This window comes from Microvirga sp. HBU67558 (genome assembly GCF_018069605.1).
In the GTDB taxonomy this organism is placed as follows: Bacteria; Pseudomonadota; Alphaproteobacteria; order Rhizobiales; family Beijerinckiaceae; genus Microvirga; species Microvirga terrae.
This window is the reverse complement of record NZ_JAGPUP010000476.1, coordinates 1-22116: the sequence shown is the minus strand read 5'-3', so window position 1 is coordinate 22116 and position 22116 is coordinate 1. Positions and strand designations below refer to the sequence as shown.

The 22116-nt window shown below is 66.5% G+C and carries 20 protein-coding genes; 12 read left to right on the top strand and 8 right to left on the bottom strand.

Features of this window, described 5'->3' with window-relative positions; translation table 11 throughout:
• Positions 1–229: 229 nt before the first annotated feature.
• Both KBI52_RS08280 and KBI52_RS08275 read right to left on the bottom strand, forming a co-directional pair.
• Positions 230–1198, bottom strand: a complete 969-nt coding sequence (locus KBI52_RS08280) for a DUF6456 domain-containing protein (protein WP_247654271.1) — start codon at positions 1196–1198, stop codon at positions 230–232.
• Positions 1199–1388: 190 nt separating this feature from the next.
• A complete protein-coding gene (locus tag KBI52_RS08275; protein ID WP_210806678.1) occupies positions 1389–1823 on the bottom strand; it encodes a rhodanese-like domain-containing protein in 435 nt (144 codons plus the stop codon).
• A gap of 66 nt (positions 1824–1889) precedes the next feature.
• Between KBI52_RS08275 and ftrA the strand changes: the two genes are divergently transcribed.
• Entirely contained in the window at positions 1890–2930 is a 1041-nt protein-coding gene (gene ftrA, locus KBI52_RS08270; protein WP_371823140.1) for a transcriptional regulator FtrA, read from the top strand.
• Positions 2931–2953: 23 nt separating this feature from the next.
• Here the strand turns inward: ftrA and KBI52_RS08265 are convergent, their stop codons facing one another.
• On the bottom strand, positions 2954–3388 hold the full coding sequence (locus KBI52_RS08265) for a MucR family transcriptional regulator (RefSeq protein ID WP_036352441.1): 435 nt from the start codon (positions 3386–3388) through the stop codon (positions 2954–2956).
• 425 nt (positions 3389–3813) lie between these two features.
• On the opposite strand from KBI52_RS08265, the gene KBI52_RS08260 reads away from it, so the two are divergent.
• The 3 genes from KBI52_RS08260 (at position 3814) to KBI52_RS08250 (ending at position 8962) form a co-directional block, all read left to right on the top strand.
• Entirely contained in the window at positions 3814–5925 is a 2112-nt protein-coding gene (locus tag KBI52_RS08260; protein WP_210806675.1) for a S9 family peptidase, read from the top strand.
• Between the two features lie 107 nt (positions 5926–6032).
• Complete coding sequence (locus KBI52_RS08255) at positions 6033–8399, top strand: PAS domain-containing protein (RefSeq protein WP_173945549.1); 2367 nt, start codon at positions 6033–6035, stop codon at positions 8397–8399.
• Positions 8400–8407: 8 nt separating this feature from the next.
• A complete protein-coding gene (locus KBI52_RS08250; RefSeq protein WP_210806674.1) occupies positions 8408–8962 on the top strand; it encodes a hydrolase in 555 nt (184 codons plus the stop codon).
• On the opposite strand, the gene KBI52_RS08245 is transcribed toward KBI52_RS08250, so the two are convergent.
• Entirely contained in the window at positions 8955–9944 is a 990-nt protein-coding gene (locus KBI52_RS08245; RefSeq protein ID WP_210806672.1) for a hypothetical protein, read from the bottom strand. The genes KBI52_RS08250 and KBI52_RS08245 overlap by 8 nt on opposite strands.
• Positions 9945–10366: 422 nt before the next feature.
• On the opposite strand from KBI52_RS08245, the gene KBI52_RS08240 reads away from it, so the two are divergent.
• A complete protein-coding gene (locus KBI52_RS08240; protein ID WP_210806670.1) occupies positions 10367–10966 on the top strand; it encodes a superoxide dismutase in 600 nt (199 codons plus the stop codon).
• A 69-nt stretch (positions 10967–11035) separates the two neighbouring features.
• Positions 11036–11515 carry a DUF2938 domain-containing protein gene (locus tag KBI52_RS08235; RefSeq protein ID WP_210806680.1) on the top strand — a complete coding sequence of 160 codons (480 nt, stop codon included), beginning with the start codon at positions 11036–11038 and terminating at the stop codon, positions 11513–11515.
• A gap of 202 nt (positions 11516–11717) precedes the next feature.
• Here KBI52_RS08235 and KBI52_RS08230 read toward each other — a convergent pair whose 3' ends face one another.
• Positions 11718–12563 carry a ChbG/HpnK family deacetylase gene (locus KBI52_RS08230; protein WP_210806668.1) on the bottom strand — a complete coding sequence of 282 codons (846 nt, stop codon included), beginning with the start codon at positions 12561–12563 and terminating at the stop codon, positions 11718–11720.
• A 196-nt stretch (positions 12564–12759) separates the two neighbouring features.
• Between KBI52_RS08230 and KBI52_RS08225 the strand changes: the two genes are divergently transcribed.
• The 5 genes from KBI52_RS08225 to KBI52_RS08205 all read left to right on the top strand — a co-directional run bounded on the left by KBI52_RS08225 (position 12760) and on the right by KBI52_RS08205 (position 17199).
• Complete coding sequence (locus KBI52_RS08225) at positions 12760–13746, top strand: glycosyltransferase family 2 protein (RefSeq protein ID WP_210806666.1); 987 nt, start codon at positions 12760–12762, stop codon at positions 13744–13746.
• 3 nt (positions 13747–13749) lie between these two features.
• Positions 13750–15276, top strand: coding sequence for a murein biosynthesis integral membrane protein MurJ (gene murJ, locus KBI52_RS08220; RefSeq protein WP_210806664.1), 1527 nt, complete (start codon positions 13750–13752; stop codon positions 15274–15276).
• Between the two features lie 197 nt (positions 15277–15473).
• The gene (locus KBI52_RS08215) at positions 15474–15893 is read left to right on the top strand and encodes a DUF5602 domain-containing protein (protein WP_210806662.1); all 420 of its coding nucleotides are present in this window, start codon (positions 15474–15476) and stop codon (positions 15891–15893) included.
• Positions 15890–16399 carry a plastocyanin/azurin family copper-binding protein gene (locus tag KBI52_RS08210; RefSeq protein WP_210806660.1) on the top strand — a complete coding sequence of 170 codons (510 nt, stop codon included), beginning with the start codon at positions 15890–15892 and terminating at the stop codon, positions 16397–16399. Before KBI52_RS08215 ends, KBI52_RS08210 begins: the two co-directional genes overlap by 4 nt.
• 98 nt (positions 16400–16497) lie before the next feature.
• The gene (locus KBI52_RS08205; RefSeq protein ID WP_210806659.1) at positions 16498–17199 is read left to right on the top strand and encodes an RNA polymerase sigma factor; all 702 of its coding nucleotides are present in this window, start codon (positions 16498–16500) and stop codon (positions 17197–17199) included.
• 31 nt (positions 17200–17230) lie between these two features.
• Here the strand turns inward: KBI52_RS08205 and KBI52_RS08200 are convergent, their stop codons facing one another.
• The 3 genes from KBI52_RS08200 to KBI52_RS08190 all read right to left on the bottom strand — a co-directional run bounded on the left by KBI52_RS08200 (position 17231) and on the right by KBI52_RS08190 (position 20784).
• Positions 17231–18409: an adenylate/guanylate cyclase domain-containing protein gene (locus tag KBI52_RS08200; RefSeq protein ID WP_210806657.1), complete on the bottom strand. Its 1179-nt coding sequence runs from the start codon at positions 18407–18409 to the stop codon at positions 17231–17233.
• A 53-nt stretch (positions 18410–18462) separates the two neighbouring features.
• A complete protein-coding gene (locus KBI52_RS08195; RefSeq protein WP_210806655.1) occupies positions 18463–19182 on the bottom strand; it encodes a DUF1194 domain-containing protein in 720 nt (239 codons plus the stop codon).
• A gap of 255 nt (positions 19183–19437) precedes the next feature.
• Entirely contained in the window at positions 19438–20784 is a 1347-nt protein-coding gene (locus KBI52_RS08190; RefSeq protein ID WP_210806653.1) for an esterase-like activity of phytase family protein, read from the bottom strand.
• Between the two features lie 280 nt (positions 20785–21064).
• Here KBI52_RS08190 and KBI52_RS08185 point away from each other — a divergent pair.
• Positions 21065–22116: methyl-accepting chemotaxis protein (locus tag KBI52_RS08185; RefSeq protein WP_210806651.1), on the top strand; the 1052-nt coding region annotated here is incomplete at its 3' end.

Here is a 22116-nt window from a genome sequence, read left to right as displayed (position 1 = left end):
GCTCGAGCTCACCCTCTCATCCTCACCCGCACGTCATCACCGGCCTTGGGCCGGTGATCCCGATCCGTAAGGCACAGCGCTTCACATGATCGGGATGGCCGGGACAAGCCCGGCCATGACGTGATGGGTGGCATGACATGCCGTGGGCGTCAGCACGGGCGGAGGGTGGCCCTGGTGGGACAGATACGGGACGGGGCTGGGGCCGTGACGGGAGCCTGACCGGACTCCCTTAGAGCCGTCCGCCGTCGATCACCACCGCCTGCCAGGCCCGGATGCCCCGCGACGCGGCGGGACCACGGGCGGAGGCCTCGATCCCGTAATGCTCCGCGAGCCGCGCGAGGGCGAAGCGCACGACGACCTTGGCGGAGCGCGCCGGCCACTGGCGCTCGCGCTCGATCTGCTCCAGGCCTTTCAGGAAGCCGCACAGGTCGAGCAGCAGGTCGCTGAAGTCGCCCCCGAGCGCATCGAAGGCGTTCCGCAGCCGCTGGCGCGCCGCGACCATCCGGTCCGTGGCCTCGCCCGGCGAGACCGGGCCGGCGCTCTTCGGCATGCCGTCGAAGCGTGCCGTCACGCCCGGCAGAAGCCCCGCCAGCATGATGTCGGTCCGCAGGCGCTCGCCCGCCTGATAGGACGCCTCGTCGATCAGCGGCTCGCCGTTGCGGCCCTTGCGGCGGCGCAGCCAGTCGAGCGGACTTTCCTCGGAATCGACCCTCACCCGCGCCGGTCCCGCGTCGGTCGCGACGGTGGCGAGTTCCGTTTCGTGATGCTGGTGAAGGAAGCCCATTTCGGCATCCGGCGCGCTCACGCGGCGCAGGTAGGCCTCACCGGCTGCGGTCCGCGCCAGGGCCCTGCGTCCGGACGCCGACGGCTCCCAGCGGGCGAGATCGTGACGCACGAGAGCCTCGGCGGTCGTGGCGGCGAAGCTCCCTGCCCCCACGGAGATCCCCGAGCGCCTCCTGTGGACAAGAACCTTCGCCGAATCCGTCGGGTCGACCATGGCCCAGGTCTCCGGCTGGGCGAGCGCCGTCAGAAGCCGCCAAGCCTCCCTGGACAGAATTTCGCCTGTAGGTTGTCCACCGACCGTCCTGTCCCGGCGGGCCTGCTTGCGTGAGCGCCTCCCGGAACGGGTGCTGTTGGAGGCAGGAATCCCTTGCTCTGCAATCGTTTCATGAACTTCATTGCGATCGTCAATGTTCATGTTTTGTTCCTATAAACAAATTAAGGAGGGGCTCTCTCCCTCCAGCCCTGATAGTGGGGGCATATTCCTAGTTGTCAACGAAGATTCAAACCTGTTGATAAGACTGAGGATAACTCGGACGGCCGGTCCGCCAACCGCACGAACGCCGCAAAAGGGTCCTCGGCCTGGACGGCCGAGGACCCTGCCTGCGTCAGGCTGCGGGACTCATCGCCAGAGACCCGGGCTCCGTCCCCTGAGCGAAGGCAAATCCTTCGTCGGCCCAACCGGTCATCCCGCCGAGCATCAGTTTGACGGGGCGCCCGAGCCGGGACAGCTTCAGAGCCGCCCGGTCGGCGCCGTTGCAGTGCGGACCGGCGCAATAGACCACGAAGAGCGTGGTTTCGGGCCAAGCGGCCATGCGCTCCGCCGACATCTCGCGATGAGGACAATGGAGCGCCCCCGGCACGTGGCCGCGCGCGTAGGCGCCGGGCCCGCGCACGTCGAGGAGCACGAAGTCCTCACTTCCGGCCGACAGGGATTCGTGCACGTCGGAACAATCCGTTTCGAACGCGAGACGACTGGCGAAATGCTCCGCCGCCCGTGGCGGAGCGGCGGCCGGAATGGCCGCGACGGGGCTCGTTGGCATGGCAACCTCCTGTGGAAAAGCCATCGCCAGAGTTCCGCGAAACCGTCATGGTGAGAAGTGGCGCCACTGCCAACAGACGTAAACATCATGCCAAACCGCTTCGTCGTCGCCCTCGCCTATGACCGGCTGAGCACATTCGAATTCGGCATTGCCGTCGAGATCTTCGGCCTGCCGAGACCGGAAATGGGCCCGGACTGGTATCGCTTCGCGGTCTGCGCCATCGAGCCCGGACCGCTGCGGGCTGTCGGGGGCTTTCAGATCACGGCGGATGGCGGGCTCGAATTGCTCGAGGAGGCCGACACCATCGTGATTCCCGGCTGGCGGGGCGCCCATGCGGAGCCCGTTCCACCGGCACTCGTGGACGCCCTGAGGCTGGCTCACGAAAGAGGCGCACGCCTCATGTCCATCTGCTCCGGTGTCTTCGCTCTTGCTGCGACGGGGCTGCTGTCGGGCCGGCGCGCGACGACCCACTGGCACCACGTCGAGAACCTCTCGCGGCTCTACCCGGACGTCATCGTCGAGCCGGATGTTCTCTACGTGGACGAAGGCCGGGTGCTGACCTCGGCGGGCAGTGCGGCGGGAATCGATCTGTGCCTGCATGTGGTGCGAACCGATTTCGGGCCCGAGATCGCCAACCGGCTCGCCCGGCGCCTCGTGGTGCCGCCCCATCGCGAAGGCGGACAGGCGCAGTTCATCGAGCGTCCCGTGCCGCCGGCCCGCGAGGGTCTGCGGTTCGCCCCCCTGTTCGACCGCATGCGGGCGCGGCTCGGCGAGGAGCAGCCGGTCGCGCGGCTCGCGGCCGAGGCCGGGATGAGCGTGCGCACCTTCCTTCGGCGCTTCAAGGCAGCGACCGGCCTGCCGCCGGGGGAATGGCTGCTGGCGGAGCGCCTGGCCCGCGCCCGGGAACTGCTCGAATCCACGGGCTGGTCCATCGAGGACATCGCGGGCGCGACGGGGTTCGGATCCGCCGCGACCCTGCGCCACCACTTCAGGACGCGGCTCGGCACGAGCCCGGCGGCCTACCGCAGCCGATTCGCGCCCGAAAGGGCGCGCGCGACGGATCCGGCCGGCTTCAAAAAGCAAAAAGCCGCCCCTCGGGGCGGCTAATGTCAGCGCGGACGCGGTCCGGCTTAGCTGCTGCTGCGCGAGGAGCGGCGCTTCCGGCGCTGCTGGCCGAGGCCCATCTCCTTGGCGAGTTCCGAGCGGGCCTTCGCGTAGTTGGGAGCCACCATCGGGTAATCGACAGGCAGGGCCCACTTCTCGCGGTACTGCTCGGGCGTCATGTTGTACTGCGTGCGCAGATGGCGCTTCAGCGACTTGAACTTCTTACCGTCCTCAAGGCAGACGATGTAATCCGGCGTCACGGACTTCTTCACCGGGATGGCCGGCTTCGGAGCCTCGACGGGCGCTTCCACGGTGCCGCCCCCGACACGCAGAAGAGCCGAATGAACGTCGTTGATCAGCGTCGGCAGATCGCCCGAAGGAACAGAGTTATTGCTCACATAGGCCGAAACGATATCTGCAGCCAACTCAATGTAGTTCGAAGCAGCGATGTTGTCGCTCATTTTGATTTTCTTCCTTTCCGGCTCTTTGGAATGACTCAAAAAAGCATTTCAGCCTACAATTGAGCATTCTTGTCTGAAGCTATGCTTGCTTCTTCCTTGAGCCGCACCGTACTTGCACAGAAATCGTGCTCGCTCGTCCAAGTATGTCAAATCCAGCCCCATTGCAAGATGTGCAAAAGGAAAACTTTGGAAAACTTCGTATCAACTTTCACTATGCAATAAACCTACGCTGAACAGTTAATGCCTTTGGCGGCAGTTTAAGGCTTTCGTCACAGAATTTTCATCGTTCCGATCTGAAGAAGTAACTAGAAAGGCGCTTGTCTTTGCACGGAGCTTACGCCCACGGGCGCAAACGGGACCCAGCATGGGAAATTATCGTTATCTGTGCATAATCCCGCCTCTTGATGATTTGCCCGGACACTTTCATGAACATCGAACGCCTTGCCACTCGTCCCTTGCCTGCGGCGCCGTCGGTCCCGGCGCGGCCGCACGTCGTCGACCTGCACGGAATCCGGGTCCATGACGATTACGCGTGGCTGAAGGCGGACAACTGGCGGGACGTGCTCAAGGACCCCGCTACCCTGGATGCTTCCATCCGAGCCGTCCTGGAACAGGAAAACGCCTACGCGGCGGAGGTTTTTGCCGGAACGGAGGAATTCCAGGCCCGGCTCGTGGCCGAGATGCGCGGGCGCATCAAGGAGGATGATTCAACCGTTCCCGAGCCGGACGGGCCCTTCGCCTATTTCACCCGCTTCCGGGAGGGCGGACAGCACCCCCTCGTCTGCCGGCAGCCCCGCGAGGGCGGCCCCGAGACGATCATGCTCGACGGCGACAGGGAGGCGGAAGGCCATCCCTTCTTCGACCTGGGCGGGGCGGATCACTCGCCTGACCACCGGCTGATGGCCTGGGGGGCGGATCTCAAGGGCTCGGAGTATTTCACGATCCGCGTGCGCGACCTCGCGAGCGGCGTGGACCTCCCGGACGCGGTGCTCCAGACCTCCGGGGGCGCCGTTTGGCTCAACGATTCGTCCGGCTTCTACTACGTCGAACTCGACGAGAACCACCGCCCCGTGCGGGTCAAGCGCCATCGTCTCGGTACTGGGTCCGAGCAGGATCAGGTGGTCTACGAGGAGAAGGACCCGGGCTTCTTCGTGAAGCTCGGCGTCACCCAGTCGAACGCCTTCGTGCTGATCGAGGCGAGCGACCATGAGACCTCGGAGGTCTGGCTGCTCGACCGGGCTGATGCCTCGGCCTCGCCCCGGCTCGTCGAGCCGCGCACGCCGCAGTTGAAGTACGACGTCGAGCATCACGGCGACCGCCTGATCATCCTCACCAATGCGGACGGGTCAGAGGATTTCAAGATCGTCACGGCCCCGGTCGCGACGCCGGGACGTGCCTTCTGGACCGATCTCGTGCCATACCGGCCCGGCACGATGATCCTGTCCGTCGTCGCGCTCGCCCGCTATCTGGTGCGGCTGGAGCGGGAGAACGCCAATCCGCGCATCGTGCTGCGGGACTTCGCCACCGGCCGGGAGGACTCCGTCGCGTTCGCCGAGGAGGCGTATTCGCTGGGCTTCTCGGCCGGCTACGAATTCGACACGGACGTCATCCGCTACCATTACTCGTCGATGACGACGCCGAGCGAGGTGACCGACTACAACCTGCGGACCGGCGAGCGCGTCCTGCGCAAGCGCCAGGAGGTGCCGAGCGGGCACAACCCGGCCGACTACGTGACGCGACGGCTGTTCGCGACGGCGCCCGACGGCGAACAGGTTCCCGTCTCGCTGGTCCACCGGCGCGGGGTGGCGCTCGACGGCTCCGCCCCGTGCCTGCTCTACGGATACGGCTCCTACGGCATGTCCATGCCGGCAGGTTTCCGCACCGGGATCCTGTCCCTGGTCGACCGCGGCTTCGTCTATGCCATCGCGCATATCCGCGGCGGCACGGAAAAGGGCTGGCGCTGGTACATGGACGGCAAGCGCGAGAAGAAGCCGAACACGTTCACGGATTTCATCGCCTGCGGCGAGGCTCTCGTCCAGGCCGGCTATACGTCCCGCGGGCGCATCGTGGCCCATGGCGGCAGCGCGGGCGGCATGCTCATGGGGGCCGTGGCCAACTTGGCGCCGGACCTGTTCGCCGGGATCATCGCCGAGGTGCCGTTCGTAGACGTTCTCAACACCATGCTCGACAGCGACCTGCCCCTCACCCCGCCGGAATGGCCCGAATGGGGGAACCCGGGCGCCGACGAGGCCGCGTTCCGGACGATCCTGTCCTACTCGCCCTACGACAATGTGAGGCCGCAGGCCTATCCGGCGACCCTGGCTCTCGCCGGGCTTACGGACCCGCGGGTCACCTATTGGGAGCCTGCGAAATGGGTCGCGCGGCTCAGGTCCGCCATGACCGGCGGGGGCCCGGTCGTGCTCAAGCTCAACATGGAGGCGGGACATGCGGGCGCGGCCGGCCGGTTCGACCGCCTCGAGGAAGTCGCCCTCGCCTATGCGTTCGCGATCCGATGCGTTCAAGGGTTCCAGAATTGATCCGACGCGCTATGTGAAAACGTAACACAGCGGGAACAGCGGCGCGGCAGGCCGCAGAGCGTGCAGAGTGACCTTGAAAGTACCGACAGATGACCGAGCGCGGCAGTTTGACCGTTGAAGACGTCGTTGCCCCGCGAGAGGGCGACAGGCAACGCGTCGCGGAGCTTGAGACCCGGCTGGCTCAGGCCGAGGAAGCGCTGCGGTCGAGCAATATGAAGCTGAGGATGGCTCTTGAGATCGGCCGGCTCGGCGCCTGGGAGCGGGACCTGGAAACCGGCGAGGTGACCGGCACACCGGCCTTCAAGCTGTATCTAGGGCTTCCGCCCGAGGCGAAGCTCACCTATCCCGACCTTCAGGCCATGTTCCATCCGGCCGACATCGAGCGCATCAATCAGGCGATCGCCTACGCGCTCCGCACCCGGACGGATTTCAACATCGAGCACCGGATCCTGAAGGCGGATGGAAGCATCGGCCACGTCCATGTGCGCGGCGGCATCGTCTTCGAGGGCACGAAGCCGGTCCGCTTCGTGGGCGTTCTGCAGGACATCCGGGAGCGGCAGAGGCTCCGGGAGGAAATGGACCAGGCGCAGCGCCGTCAGGAATTCCTCCTCAAGCTCAACGACCAGATCAGCAGCATCGACGACGAATACGAGATCATGGAGATCGCGTCGCGCAACGTGAGCAAGCTCCTGAAGGTCGACACGGCAGGCTATGGCGAGGTCTACGAGGATCGCGGCGTCATCATCGTCGAACGCGAGTGGTCCTGGGGGCTCATCACCAACGAGGGCAAGGTCGAGAAGATCGACCAGCATGCCGGCCCGATCATCGATGCTCTCCGGCACGGGGAGCCGGCCGTCATCAACGACGTGAGAAGCGATCCCCGCCTCGGCGAACCGGCCCTGCAGGCCTTCTACAGCACCATCAATGCGCGTTCGGGCTTCCTCGTGCCCATTCACAAGAACGGGCGCTTCATCGCCGAATTCTACGTCTATTCGTCGACGCCCCGCGACTGGACGAGCGACGAGGTCGCTCTCGTGGAGGACGTGGCGGAACGCACCTGGCTGGCCATCGAGAAAGTCCGGGCCGAGACGAAGCTCCGCGAGACCGAAGCGCGGTTCAAGCTCATCGCGGAATCGCTCCCGGCGCTGGTGTGGATCGTCAAGCCCAATCTCGAACTCACCTACACGAACGAACGGTGGGTCGCCTATTCGGGCCTGCCGCCCGAGGACGCCCTGGGACACAGCTGGACGGCGGCCATCCACCCGGACGACTGGGTGAGGATGACCGAAGAGCTGAAGCCCGTCATGGCGAACGAGACCCCCTATACGACGGAGGTCCGCTACCGCTCCAAGGAGGGCGATTTCCGCTGGCACATCATCCGGGCCGCCCCCGTGCACAACGCCGCCACGGGAGAGTTCAGGGGATGGGTCGGCACGAGCGTCGACATCCATGACCTGAAGCTGACCGAAGCGGCCCTGCGCGTCAGCGAGGAACGCCTGGCCCTGGCGCAGCGGGCTGCCGGAATCGGCGTGTTCGACTGGGACGTCCCGTCCGGCAAGGTCACGTGGACCGAGGAGCAGGAGCGCCTGTTCGGCCTCGAGAAAGGCACGTTCGGGGAGGATTTCTCGAGCTGGGAGGAGGCGGTTCTCCCGGAGGACCTGGCGCCGTCCAACAAGGCCATCGGCGAGGCGCTCGCGCGCCATGACCCCGAGATCAACCTGGCCTATCGGATCCGGCGTCCCGACGGGACGGTCCGCACCATCGATACGATCGCGCTCTTCTTCTATGACGACACAGGCGCTCCGTTGCGCATGGTCGGCGTGAATATCGACATCACGCGCTACAAGGAGGCGGAGAACCGCCAGAACCTTCTCATCCGCGAACTCCACCACCGGGTGAAGAACACGCTGGCGACCGTTCAGGCGATCGTGGGTTCCACGGCGCGCACGGCTTCGAGCATCGACGAATTCTATCAGGGTTTCGTCGGCCGCATCGTGTCGCTCGCCCGCACCCACAATCTCCTGACCGAGGACCTGTGGCAGAAGGCGGCCCTCGAAGACCTCGTCCAGACGGAACTCGGCCCCTACGAGGACGAGGCGCGCAACCGCATCACCATCGAGGGGCCGCATCTCGAACTGCCCTCCGAGGCGGCGGTGCCGATCGGCATGGCGATCCACGAACTGACCACGAACGCCGCCAAGCACGGCGCCCTGTCGACCTTCGGCGGGCAGGTCGACGTGCGTTGGGAAATCCATAACGAGGAGCACCCGACGCTGCACTTCACATGGGTGGAGCATGGCGGGCCGCGCGTGGGCAAGCCCACCCGTCAGGGCTTCGGGACGCGCCTGCTCCAGCGCGTGCTGGCCGCGCAGCTTCAGGCCGAAGTCTCCATGGAGTTCCTCGAGGAAGGGCTGCGCTTCTCCATGCAGATGCCGATCCCGACCAGCCATCCGACATTCAACCCCGACATGTAGGGTCTCCCATGCTGCTCGACGCGAAACGCTCCCACCTTCTCGTCGTCGATCTCCAGGCCCGGCTCATGCCGGCCATTCATGATGGCGAGACCGTCCTGCGCAACGTCAACATCCTCCTGGAAGCGGCCAAGCGCCTCGACGTTCCCGTTACGGAGACCGAGCAATACCCCAAGGGCCTCGGCGCCACCGTGCCGCCGGTCCAGGAGGCGCTGCCGCCTGAAGCGGCCACCTTGTCCAAGACGACCTTTTCCGCCGCCCGCACCGCGCCGATCGCCGAGCGGGTCGCAGACCTGCGCGGCCGCGGCCGCAATCAGCTCGTGGTCTGCGGAACCGAGGCCCATATCTGCGTGCTGCAAAGCGCCCTGGAGTTCCGAGGCACGGGCCTGGATGTCTTCGTGGTTGCGGATGCGGTGTCGAGCCGCTCGCCCCACAGCGTCGCGGCCGCCTGCGCGCGCCTGCTTCACGCGGGCTGCCATTGGGTGACGACCGAAATGGCGGTCTTCGAATGGATGGAAGCGGCCGCCACGGACGATTTCCGCGCCCTGTCTCCCCTCTTCAGGTAGCGGAGGACGAGTTCCCCTCGCCGCCTGCGGCGATGAACTCCTTCAGCTCGTCGAGGGACTTGAAGCGGAACACCCCGCTCGGGGTCTGCGCCTCGATGGAGCCGTCCGAGAACATCACGTATTTGTTGTCGCCGGAATTATAGGTTCCGACGACCACGGGGGGACGCGGCTCGTCGGAGGCAGCCTCGTCGTCCGGCTCGTCCTCCCGGGCGGCATCGGCCGCCTCGGCGTGCTGCCGGTCAGACCCCGCCTCATCGTCGGCGACGACGGGTTCGGCGACCGGCTCCTTCGGCTCCACGGGTTCGTCGAGATCGCGCGGTTCGAGGACGCGCTCGTCCAAGTCGCGCTGATTCAGGTCGCGCCGATTCAGGTCGCGCTGATACAGATCGGCGCCGTCGACGACCCGCGGTTCCTCGTCCGTGTCGCGGTCCCGGTCCGCCAGGAGGAAGTCGGGCACCTTCAGGTCGGGCTCGTCCTCATCCCGGTCGGGCATGGGCACGGGCGTCGGGCTCGTCCGGGGCGGGAACGGCACGACGGGCTCGGTCGCCCGCGGCTCATCTGGCCAAGCCGCGACCCTGACCTCGTCCTTGGCCTCCTCCCCGGCGCCCTCCTCCTCGAAAAGTGGAAGGGTGGGCTGGGCCTCGTCGGGCCGCTTGTCCTCATCGGCTTCGGCGGTCGCCGCGCCGGCCACGAGGCCGCCGGAGAGCGTTGCCAGCGAAAGGTCGCCCGAGCCCTTCGGCGCGCTCTGAAGTGCCGCTTCGCCGACGCCGCCGCGGAGCTGCGACAGCCGGGCCTCGATCTTCGCCAGCTTCGAGACGGCGGCCGTGATCCCGAGCAGGAGCGCGCCGCTTGCCGCCATCACGCTCCCGGCGATCACCATCGTCCAGCCGCGCTCGACCAGAACGATATCCCATCCGAAGAACGCAGTGAGAAGCCCACCTACGATCATCGCCAGAGCGAGGGCCAGAAGAGCGATGATCATGCCGTCTCCATCATACGCAAACCGAGAGCATCTGACCTGACAGTGGAGGCCACTCGTCAGGCGGGGCCGATGCTCCCTCCTATCGATTGGCGGGCGGCGGAGCGTGGAAAACGGGATCCACGGGTCCGCGCAACGCGCCAGGACAATCAAGCGAAAGCTATGCTTCTATAGGCAAAAGACAACCGGCTGGGAAGCTTGAGCAGAAAAAAGTCCGGAGCTTGGCCGTTGCTCTTGGGCCTATGGCGCTTTAACTAACGCCTCAGGCGCATCGTGCGGAAATGTGGCCCCGGTTTTTCGCTGACGCGGCCCTTCGGGTCGCGTCGGGCGATGCGCAGTTCAACGCGGGGCATCGAACGAATCCCGGGAGTGATCTCCACTGTCGGGTTCGATGTTCCGGGTCGCTCAATCCAAAGGAGACGCCGATGTCGTTCACTCTGCCCGAACTGCCTTACGCCTATGATGCCCTGCAGCCCTACATGTCGAAGGAAACCCTGGAGTTTCACCACGACAAGCATCATGCGGCTTACGTCAATACCGGCAACAACCTGCTGAAGGGCACGGAATTCGAAGGCAAGAGCGTCGAGGAGGTCGTGAAAGGCTCCTACGGCAAGAACCAGGCCCTCTTCAACAATGCCGGCCAGCACTACAACCACATCCATTTCTGGCTGTGGATGAAGCCCAATGGCGGCGGCGCCCTCCCGGGCAAGCTCGAGAAGAAGATCGTCGAGGACCTGGGCTCGGTCGACAAGATGAAGGAGGACTTCATCCAAGCCGGCGTCGGCCAGTTCGGCTCGGGCTGGGCCTGGCTCGCCGTCAAGGACGGCAAGATCGCCATCATGAAGACCCCGAACGGCGAGAACCCGCTCGTTCACGGCGCCCAGCCGATCCTCGGCTGCGACGTGTGGGAGCATTCCTACTACATCGACTACCGCAACCGCCGTCCCGATTATCTCAAGGCGTTCCTCGACAATCTCGTGAACTGGGAGCATGTCGAGGAGATGTTCGAGAACGCGACCAAGTAATCGCGGGAGCGAACCATCGAGCGGGCCTCTTCGGAGGCCCGTTTCATGTCACCCCATGGAGAGATGACCGTGACCGAGTTCCTGTACCGCTCCCTGCTGATCGGCATTGGCGCAACGGCGATTTTCGACCTGTGGGGGCTGTTCCTGAAGCACGCCTTCGGACTGCCCGGCGCCAACTGGGCCCTGGTCGGCCGCTGGTTCGGCCACCTGGCAGGCGGCACGGTCTATCATGACGACATCGCGACGGCCCGCCCCCTCGCCTACGAGCGCGCCTTGGGCTGGATCGGCCATTATGCGGTCGGGGTCCTGTTCGCCGCCGTCCTGCTCGCCGTCACATCCTCCGACTGGCCGCAGCGGCCGACGCTCATGCCCGCCCTCGTGGTCGGCCTGGTGACGGTCGGCGCGGGCTGGTTCCTGCTTCAGCCCGGCATGGGTGCCGGCGTCGCGGCCTCGAAGCGTCCCAACGCGAACCAGATCCGGGCTCTCAACATCGCAGGCCACGTCGTGTTCGGCCTGGGCCTCTACGCGAGCGCCCTGCTCGTTCGTTGAGCCGGTCAGGCGGCTCGAGGCGTGGAACGAGCCATTTCAGGACCCGTTTGTTGAGACCATTCCTCTTGCTTGACCGCCTGTTGTGAACAAACCTCGACGTCATGGCTGGGCTGGTCCCGGCCATCCCGATACGGCGGGGCTCAGCGCCTTTCGGATCGGGATCACCGGCACAAGGCCGGTGATGACGGGGTGGGCGGGTTTGTCAGGCCACTGAGCCTATAAGCTGCAATTCCCGCTGTTCCAGCAGCTGGAAAAAAGCATCCGATTTCAGGTAGTCCAGCTCAGCCTCGCGGCTCTCCAGCGCCGGATCGAGGGCCCGCAGCTCGTCATCCACGTAGCCCGGATGGCACATGACGAGCGGATGGCGTCCGAGATGCGAGAAAGCCTCCTCGAAGACGCGTTGCGCCGGAACCGAGAGATCGAGCGGGGCGAAGCCCGAGAAGCCCTTGTTGGTCCGGAATCCCGCCGCATGGGCGCTCCGGGCGAAGCCGCGCGCCAGGGCTTTGACGGTCAGCGCCTTGCCGCGCCCGATGGGGCGGCGCAGAATCGCCGTCGCCTTGTCGGCCGGATCGCGCAGCCACACGCGTCCGGCATGGCCCCTCGCCGTCAGGGTCCGGATCAGGGTCGGCCTGATCACCGGCAGGACATGGACATGCTGGTGGCCATCGACGAAGGCGGGCGCCTCGCCGAAGACCTCCTCGAAGGCGTCGATCTGGCGGCCGATCTCCCCGGCGATCTCATCTGCGGGCAGCTGTCGCTTCAAGGCTTTCGGCAGCAGGTCCTTCAGGGACGGGAACGTCCCCGTGGGCGCAAGCCCCGGCATGGGTCCCAGCGGCGATCCGGCCGTGAGGTTGAGGTGCAGGCCGACCGCGATCCGGTCGCGCAGAGGCCTCAGGCCCGGGGCCGCCCGGCGCCAGCCGGGCATGTTGGTCATCGCGCCCGTGGCCGAGAGGCGGCCCATCCCGGCCAGTTCCACGATGCCGCGGCTGACCCCGTCGGCGAGGCCGAAATCGTCGGCGCAGAGGATGACGGAACGAGAGGAGCCCATGATCGTCCTGAGAATCGGCGTTGCCGCACCCTAGAGCATCGGTCCCGAAAATGGATCCACTTTCGGGGTCGGCACGATCATGCGGCAATAGGAGACCGATCCAGCCGGCCCGCCCGTATCGAAAAATGCCCGGGGGGCCTTGAGCAAGAGCGCAAACTCGGCTCTTGATGCAGCCCGGTCATCGAAGGTTTTTCCAGTGGCGTCGCCTCAGCTCAGCGTCATCATCCCCGTGCACAACGAGAGCGCGAACATCGCGCCCCTGTGCGAGCGCCTGCTCCCCATCCTGAACCGGATCACGTCGGTCTGGGAGGTGATCTTCGTCGACGACGGCAGCCGGGACGATACCCTGGATCGGATCAAGGCGGTCAGCCGCGCCGAGCCCCGCATCGGTGCCGTCTCCTTCAGCCGCAACTTCGGCAAGGAGATCGCCATCGCGGCGGGGCTCGACCACGCCCAGGGCGACGCGGTGGTGATCATGGACGCCGACCTGCAGCACCCGCCCGAGATGATCGAGACCTTCGTGGAACGCTGGCGCGAGGGCTACCTCATGGTCTACGGCCAGCGCACGGACCGCTCCGACGAGACCCGCGTCAAGCGCGGCTTCGCCCATCTGTTCTACCAGCTCTTCGCCCGCTTCGGCGAGATCCCGCTGCCCGAGGGCGCCGGCGACTTCCGGCTCATCGACCGCAAGGGCGTCGAGGTGCTGCGGACCCTGGGCGAGAAGGCCCGCTTCTCCAAGGGGCTCTATGCCTGGATCGGCTTCAAGGGGACGGGCGTGCCCTTCGTGGTGGAGGAGCGCCAGTTCGGATCTTCGAAATGGAGCTTTCGGACGCTTTTCCGCTTCGCCTTCGACGGGATCGCGGCCTTCTCGACGGTGCCCCTGCGGATCTGGACCTATATCGGCTTCCTGATCTCGATCCTGTCGATCGCCACCGCGGTGTTCTTCATGATCCGCACGCTGCTGTTCGGCACGGACCTCCCGGGCTTTCCGAGCCTGATCGTGTCGATCATGTTCTTCTCCGGCATCCAGCTCATGTCGCTCGGTGTCGTGGGCGAATATGTCGGGCGCATCTTCGCCGAGGTGAAGCGGCGGCCGCTCTACGTGGTGGCCGAGCGGATCGGCGGCGCCGCGCAGGTCTCGAGCGGCCTCGTGCCCGAAAACTACCGCGCGCGCCGGGCCTGACCGATGTTCCGCAAGATCCTCTCCGTCGGCGGCTGGACGCTGGTTTCCCGCCTCACGGGCTTCATCCGCGACGTGGTGCTGGCGGCCGTCATGGGCATCGGGCCCGTGGCCGACGCCTTCTTCGTGGCCTTCCGCATCCCGAACCACTTCCGCGCCATCTTCGGCGAAGGCGCCTTCAACAACGCGTTCCTTCCCGCCTACGCGCAGGTGCTCGAAACCGGGGGAGAGCAGCCGGCCCGGTCGTTCGCCAGCCGCATCACGACCCTGATGCTGATCGTGCAGATCGCGCTTCTCGTCGTGGCGTTCATGGGCATGCCGTGGGTCGTGAGGCTGCTCGCCCCGGGTTTCTCCGACGAGCCGGCCAAGTTCGAGCTCGCGGTGACGCTCACGCGGATCACCTTTCCGTACCTGCTCTTCATTACGGTCGTGACGATCTATTCGGCCATCCTCAACGCCCATGACCGGTTCTGGGCGGCGGCGGCGGCTCCGATCCTGCTGAACGTCGCGATGATCGCGGGTCTGGCCCTCGTCTTCCTGTTTCCCAACGCCGGCTATGCGGTCGCCTGGGGCGTGACGGTGTCCGGCGCGCTGCAGCTCGCCATGGTCTGGTGGGACGCCCGGCGGATCGGCGCCGCGCCGGGGCTGGAGCGTCCCCGCATCGACGCGCCGATGAAGAGGTTCTTCAAGGCGCTCGGTCCCGCCGTGATCGGATCCGCGGGCGTGCAGCTCGCGATCTTTGCCGACACGATCATCGCGTCGTTCCTGCCGACGGGCTCGGTGTCCTCCCTCTACTACGCGGACCGGCTCTACCAGTTGCCTCTCGGCGTCATCGGCATTGCGGCCGGCACCGTGCTGCTGCCGGAGATGAGCCGGCGCATCGCGGCCGGCGACGAGGCGGGAGCCTATGCGGCGCAGAACCGGACCGTCGGCCTGACGCTCGCGCTCGCGGCGCCCTTCCTGGTGGCCTTCATGGTCATGCCCGAGCTCATCATGTCGGCCCTGTTCCAGCGCGGCGCCTTCGATGCGGCGGCGGCCGACCGCGCCGGCGCCGTCCTGGCGGCCTACGGGCTGGGTCTTCCCGCGGCCGTGCTGATCCGCTCGGCGGTCTCGAGCTTCTACGCCCGCTCCGACACCGCCACGCCCCTGATCGCCTCCCTCACGGCGGTCGGCGTCAACGTCGTGGTCAAGATCCTGCTCATGCGGACCTATGGGGTCGTGGGCCTGGCGCTCGGCACCGCCATCGGCGTCTGGGTCAATCTGGGACTGCTGTTCGTCCTGGCCTATCGGCGCGGCTGGACGGCGCCGAACCGCACCCTTGGCAGAACCTGCCTTGCCATTGCGGCGGCGAGCCTGCTGCTCGGCGTGTTCGCCTGGTTCGCGCCCGCGCCGCTCGCGCGGTGGACCGCCCTCCTGCCCGCCTGGCGCAACGAGATCCTGCTGGCGCTCCTCGGCGCGGCCGGGGCCCTTATCTACGGCGGCGTGCTTCTCGCCGGTCTCAAGGTGATGGGCGTTCGCCTGGCGCGGCGCTGACACCGGCATAGCGCGGGAACCTTTCCGTCGGGGATCCATCCAATCGGATGTGCCGGGACCTGCCCGGCCGGCGCATCGTGCGGAGACGTGGACCCGGATTTCCGCGAGGAACGATGCGCTCATGCAGAAGGAAGCACCGGATGGGTCCCAAAGGGCAAATCCACCTTTGGGTCCGGTGCCCGAGAGAGGATGACATCATGATCTTCCGCTTCGTTGCCGCGATTGGAATCCTGACGCTTGCCGTGCCGGCCCTGGCGGCCGACCAGGTCGAGAAGGCGCCCCCGACCGGCGCCTACAAGAAGGTGAGCGAACTCGTGAAGCTGCCCGATTTCCTGCCGGGCCTTGGACAGCTCTATGTCGACCCCAAGACCCTTCCGGCGGGCCCGTTCCTCGCCTACGACCGTCAGGGACGTCTCGTCAGCACGGTCTACATGCTTCCCATCGAGGACCTGTCGAACAAGGACAAGCGCTTCGACGATCTCGCGGCGCCCGGCGGCAAGGTCGACCACGTGGACGTCTATTTCAACGCCGGCCATCCGGGGGTCGAGAAGCCCCATGCCCATCTGGTCCTGTGGCACGTGCCCAAGGCCGACGAGACCCGGGTGGCCGGACAGTGAGCCCGTCGCGGCGGCATGTCCTGCGGATCGGCGGGGGTCTCCTCGCCGGTCTGGCATGGTCCCGCCTGGCCCGGGCGGATGAGCCGGTCGAGATCCGGATGCAGGGCCGGGCGGACGGCTCGCATGTGTGGTTCGACCCGGTCGGCCTGCACGTCGAGCCGGGCCGGACCATCCACTGGCTCAATCTCGATCCCGGGAACTCCCATACGGCGACGGCCTACCACCCGAAGAACGACGAGCACCCGCTGCGCATCCCAGAGGGCGCGGCGCCCTGGAACTCGGATTATCTGCTTCCGCACGAGACCTTTTCGGTCACGCTCACGGTGGAAGGGGTGTACGATTTCTTCTGCATCCCGCACGAGCACGCCGGGATGGTCGGGCGGATCATCGTCGGGCGTCCGGGCCGCACTCCTGCGGACGGTGCCGGGACGCTCCCGGATATCGTCCTGCAGGCCTTCCCGTCGGTCGACGAGATCGTGCAGCGGGGCATCGTCCGCAGGGCGTGACCGCGATGGAGAAGACCCGGGAACCTTTGAGGCGGCCGGCCATCTAACGGCAAGACACCGGAGGCAAGACACCGGGGGCAAGACACAGGAGATCGTCCATGCCATCGAGGATCGCCGCGGCACCATCGGTTGAAGGCCTGGACGACATGGCTCTCGTCCAGCGGGCCCGGCAACGGGACGGAAGTGCCCTGCGCCTGATCATGGAGCGGCACAACCGTGGGCTCTATCGCATCGCGCGCAGCGTCCTCGGCGACGATGCCGAGGCCGAGGACGTGGTTCAGGAGGCCTATCTTCGCGCCTTCACCCACCTCGAGAGTTTCCGCGGTGAGGCCCGTCTTGCGACCTGGCTCACGCGGATCGCGCTCAACGAGGCCCTGGGCCGGCTTCGCACCCGGCGCCCCTCCGTCGAGCTGAACAAGATCGACACCATCGACGACCAGGGGGCGGCCCGCATCATCTTCCTGCCCGGCGTCCGGCAGGAGGGCGACCCTGAAGCCGCCGCCGCCCGTGCCGAGATCCGCCGCCTGATCGAACGGGCCATCGACCGATTGCCGGACCCGTTCCGGGTGGTTTTCGTTCTGCGGGACATCGAGGAGCTGAGCGTCGAGGCGACCGCGTCCCATCTCGGCCTGCGTCCCGAAACCGTGAAGACACGGCTTCACCGGGCCCGGCGCCTCCTCAGGCAAAGCCTCGACGAGACGCTCTCGACCGCGCTCAGCGACGCCTTTCCCTTCGCCGGGGCCCGCTGCGCGCGGATCACGCAGGCTGTTCTGGAACGACTGGACATCCTGGAAACCTGAGGATCCGTTCCGACACGCCGCCCGGACGGGTTCATGCCGTCCAGACGCTGACGGGATCGAGCGTGAACAGCTCCCGCTCCGCCGCGATGCCCCGCAGCCGGTGACGGCCGAGGGACCGGAGCGCAACCGGGCTCGCCGAGGCCACGCTCTCCGAGACGACCACGGAACAGTCGAGGCTGTTGCACAGGGCCTCCATGCGGCTGACCTCGTTGACCGCAGGGCCGATCACCGTGAAGTCGAGGCGACCGGCGGCCCCGATATTGCCGTAGAACACGTCCCCGCAATGGAGCGCCACGTCGAGGCTCAGCGGCGGCTCGCCCGCATGGAGAGCGTTCACGGCCACATTGCGTTCGAGCGCCGTCCGGGCGGCCCGGATCGCGGCCGCGCAGGCCTGCTCGCGGGAGCGCTCGTCCGTGATCGGAAAGGCCGCCAGGATGCCGTCGCCCATGAACTTGAGCACCTCGCCACCCTGTTCCGCCACCGGGTCCGCCATGGCCTCGAGATGCTGGTCGAGCCGCGCGATCAGGTCCATGCCGGCCGTGTCCGCCAGGCTCGTGAAGCCGCGCAGATCCGCGAACAGGAGCGCGGCCGTAATCGTCGTGCCGAAGCCGCGCCGGATCTCGCCGCTCAGCACCCGCCGGCCGGCCGAGAGCCCCACATAGGTGTCGAGCATCGCCACCGTCAGGTCGAAGAGCGTCATGCGGTAGGCGGCGAGGCCCAGCAGCGGCAGAAGGGAATCGATCCGTTCGACCTCCTCCGGCCGGAATCCGTCAGGGCGGTCGCTGGAAAACGATAGGCCGATCCCCCGCAGATCCGGTGCGCTCTCGTTCTCGAAGCTGAAGAGGCGCGCCAGATAATCGGTCCCGCCCTGCCGCCGCACGTCGTCGAACACGTCGAACTGAGGAGCCGCCGGATCGTCGATCAGCCAGTAGCAGCGTGTCTGCTCGGTCTGCATCATATGGTTGAACGGGCTCCGGTCGAACGCGCGGGCGTTTCGCTCGTGGGAGACGCCCTCCACCATCAGGCCGGCCGAGCGGGTCCAGACATGGGTGTAGACGCGGATCGTCGGATTGACGGTGGGCAGTGCGAGATAGACCCGGACCAGTGGCAGTCCTTCGGCCACGAGCCGTTCCGTGAAGCCGGAGAGCAATGAGCCGACATCCGCGCCGCGCAGGCCCTGTTCGATGATCCAGTCTTCGAGATTCGCCATGGCGGGCACTTTAGCATCGCGGTCAGGAATGTCTTCAAGCGGCGAGCGCCGGCTCACCGGCTGGCGTGACGGGAGGCTCCGCCCGTTCCGGCGATCTCCGTCAGAAGCTTGCGGCGCGCTGCCACCGCGAAGGGGCGGGCCTCGTCGGCGATCTCCACGAAGGAGCCGGGGCCGCCAATGACGCTCTGGCCGTAATAGTCCTCGAGCGCCATGCCGCCGGGACCGCCCGGGCGGCCGCTGCCGGGGCGGCGGATCGCGAGCGCGTTGATGGTGAAGCCCTTGGCGAGCGCATCCGCCCTCGCCTGCTCGAGCGACCGGCCGTTCATGTTCGGGCCGTCGCCCGACACGTCGATGACCTTGCGGGTGCCCTCGTGGGCGTTGGTCTCCACGAGGCGGACGGAGAAGTCGATGGCGTTGGAGATGGAATTGTACCCGTAGGCGCCGCGCGGCGCGCTCACGAGCCTGTCGGCAAAGGCTCTGGCGCTCGCCTCGTCGCGGATCACATGCCAGTCGACGATGAGAACCTGGGAGCTCGGCCCGCCCCATTCCATGAAGGCGACCGCGATGGCCCCGAGAGGGCCATCCTTGATGCCGGCGAGCACGTCGGGATTGGTGAGCGCATCGGCCCAGCCCCGGCGCTGCAGGCGCAATTCCTCGTCGTCGATGGAGCCCGATCCGTCGGCCGCGAAGACCAGTTCCAGATCGACCGGCTCCGCCAGGGCCGGCGCGGTCAGAAGGCCGAGGGCGACAAAGCTTTTAAGAAGACAACGCATCGATGGCTCCTGGATCGGGCACGATGCTGGAGCCATTTAGGGCATTCCGACGGGGAGACGGCCCGACGGGCCGATCACAACTTTGTTGGCGCCTCTCCCATGATGGTCGACGCCCGACGTCATGGCCGGGCATGTCCCGGCCATCCCGATCGGAAGAGCACCGCGCCTCGAACAATCGAGATCACCGGCACAGGGCCGGTGATGACGTGGAGAGGGTCAGAACCGGCATCGAGGGCTGGTGATCACCCAGGACACTCACCGGGCCTTCAGCAGGTCCGCCACGTCGAGCAGGACGAACTCGTTGTCGTCCTGCCGGGTGGGCTCGCGGCTCGAGGAGAACGGCAGGTTGTTGTCGTTGCCCACGACGATGTGCCGCTCGTCGACCACGTCCACGTTCTCGATGGTGAAGAACGGGAAGGTGAGCATGGTGTCGTTGAGGGGCTTTCTCGCCTTCTTGTCCGGATCGGCGATCTGCATGAGATCGATGGCGCCGATCTTGCGGACCGGACCGTTCACGGTGGCGTCCGACAGCTCGATCTTCACGATGCGCTTGAACTTCGCCGGCTCCTGGAAGCAGTCGGGACGCTTCTCGCCCTGCGGGCAGGCCTTGTCGGCCGTGCCTTCGCCGTTGTCCCGCTCGATGACGAGGCCGGTGGTGCCGTCGATCATGTTGAAGTCGCCGATCGCGAGACCATTCTGGTCGAGCACGTATTTCCAGTGCCGGCCGGTCCACTTCTCGCCCGCCACGTCGAATTCGAGGATGCGCAGGTATTCGCGCCCGTCGATGGTCTCCCACTGCTTCCTCTCCGCATCCCACACGGGACCTTCGAGAAGCGCGTAGAGGAACCGGCCGTCCTTCGAGGCCGCCATGCCCTCGTAGCCCTTGGAGCGGCGCACGTTGAAGCTGACGGTCGCGTTGGGAGCTGCAGGGGTCGTCACCGCGTAATGGTCGGGCGAGCGCGCCGGCTTGCCTTCGACAAGCGTCTCGTAGACGGCCTGGACCTTGCCGGAGCGGTCGGCCTTGATCAGATAGGGACCGAACTCGTCGCCGATCCAGATCGTGTCGCCGATGGGCTGGAAGCTTTCGGTATCGAAATCGGAGCCCGTCAGATAGCGCTTCTCCGTCGCCTCGTTGGCGATGCGGAACGGCACCTTCCTGTCGGGATCGTGCAGGAACACGGTCTCGAGACGCTCGACCGAGCCCTTGGTCCAGTCGATCCGGTGGCGGTTGAGATAGAGCATGGAATCCGGCGACGTGGCCTTGGAGCCGAAGCCGTTATCCGTGATGACCCAGAACGTGCCGTCGCCGTTCGACTTGATGCCGGAATGGCCCTGAAGCGGTTGACCGCGGAAGGGCAGCTTCACCCCGGTCGGACGATCGCCCGAGGTGCCCTCGATGGATCCGAGCGCCTCGACGCGCTTGCCCGTGGTGAACTTGCCCGAGACCTTCAGATCGGCCGGGGCATCCGCCGGAGCGTCGACGAAGCTCAGGGCGGGCAGGATGGCATGGCCGGCGAGAACGGCCGAAAATTGCTGCTGCGCCTGGGCGCTTGTGCCGAGCAGCACGGTCAGCGGCAGGGCCGCGAGAAGACGGGCGGACATGGTGGGAACCTCGTTGGCTTGTTCGAGCGAGGCTGCTCATGCAGGAGCCGCATGTCTCCCCGTTAACACTTCGGCGACAGGTTCATGACGCCGGGATGTCGTCCCGGCTTCCTGCCGAAGCGGAATGTCCAGGTTCGTCGGGTGGCCGACCGTGTTCTGCGTCGACCCGGTGTCGGAAGTTGCGTCATGTGACCGTCAAACACGGTTAACCGGATGTTTCACAATACGTGAAATATTGTCCTGCGAGGGCAAATTATTCTCACGGGGCAGAACGGTGTCATTGTCACTACGATCCGGGTCCATCAGGACCAAGCTATTTCTCAATTTCGGCGTTCTGGCGCTGCTGATCGTCTGCGCGGTGGGCGGCGGCTGGTTCGGAACGCAGTCGATGCACGATTCCATCGGCAGGATCTATGCGGACCGCGTGGTCCCCTTGCGGGACCTGAAGGTCGTGGCCGATCTCTACGCGGTGAACATCGTGGACACCTCGCACAAGGTGCGCAACGACAACATGGGATGGGCCGATGCCCTGAAGGGCGTCGAGGTCGCGAAGACGGACATCGCCAAGCACTGGGCCGCCTACAAGGCGGCGGTCGACGATCCGGCCGAGAAGAAGGCGGCCCAGGACGCCGAGGCGCTGATGAGGAAAGCCGATGCCGCGGTCGAGAAGCTCGTCGGGTTCCTCAAGGAGGAGGACAAGGTCAGCCTGACGTTCTTCACGATGACCGATCTCTATGCCGCCATCGATCCCGTGTCAGACGCCATCGGGAAACTGGTGAACGTCCAGCTCGAATCGGCCAAGGCCCGCGCCGATGCGGCGGACGGCCTGTTCGGGACCATCGCCATCGCGTTCATGGTGGTCGTTGCCCTCGGCGTGGTCGCGCTCGCGGTGGGAGGCTGGTCGGTCGTCGCCGGCGTGTCCCGCCCGCTGACCCGCATCACCGAGCAGATGCAGGACCTGGCCGGCGGCAACCTCGCCGTTCAGGTCACGGATGCCCATCGCAGGAACGAGATCGGCACGCTCGCCCGGGTGCTGCAGGTGTTCAAGGATGCGCTCATCGCAAAGCAGGACGCGGATGCAACCGCGTCGCACGAGGCGGATGCCCGCATGCGCCGGGCCGAGGTGCTCGACCAGCTCACCCGCCGCTTCGACGCCACGGTCTCGGCCCTGACGCAGGGGCTGTCCTCAGCGGCCACCGAGATGGAGGCCACCGCCCAGACCATGTCGTCAGGGGTCGATCAGGCCGCCGATCAGCTGGTCACCGTGTCGTCGGCCGCCCAGCAGACCTCGTCGAACGTGCAGACGGTGGCGGCCGCCACCGAGGAGCTGTC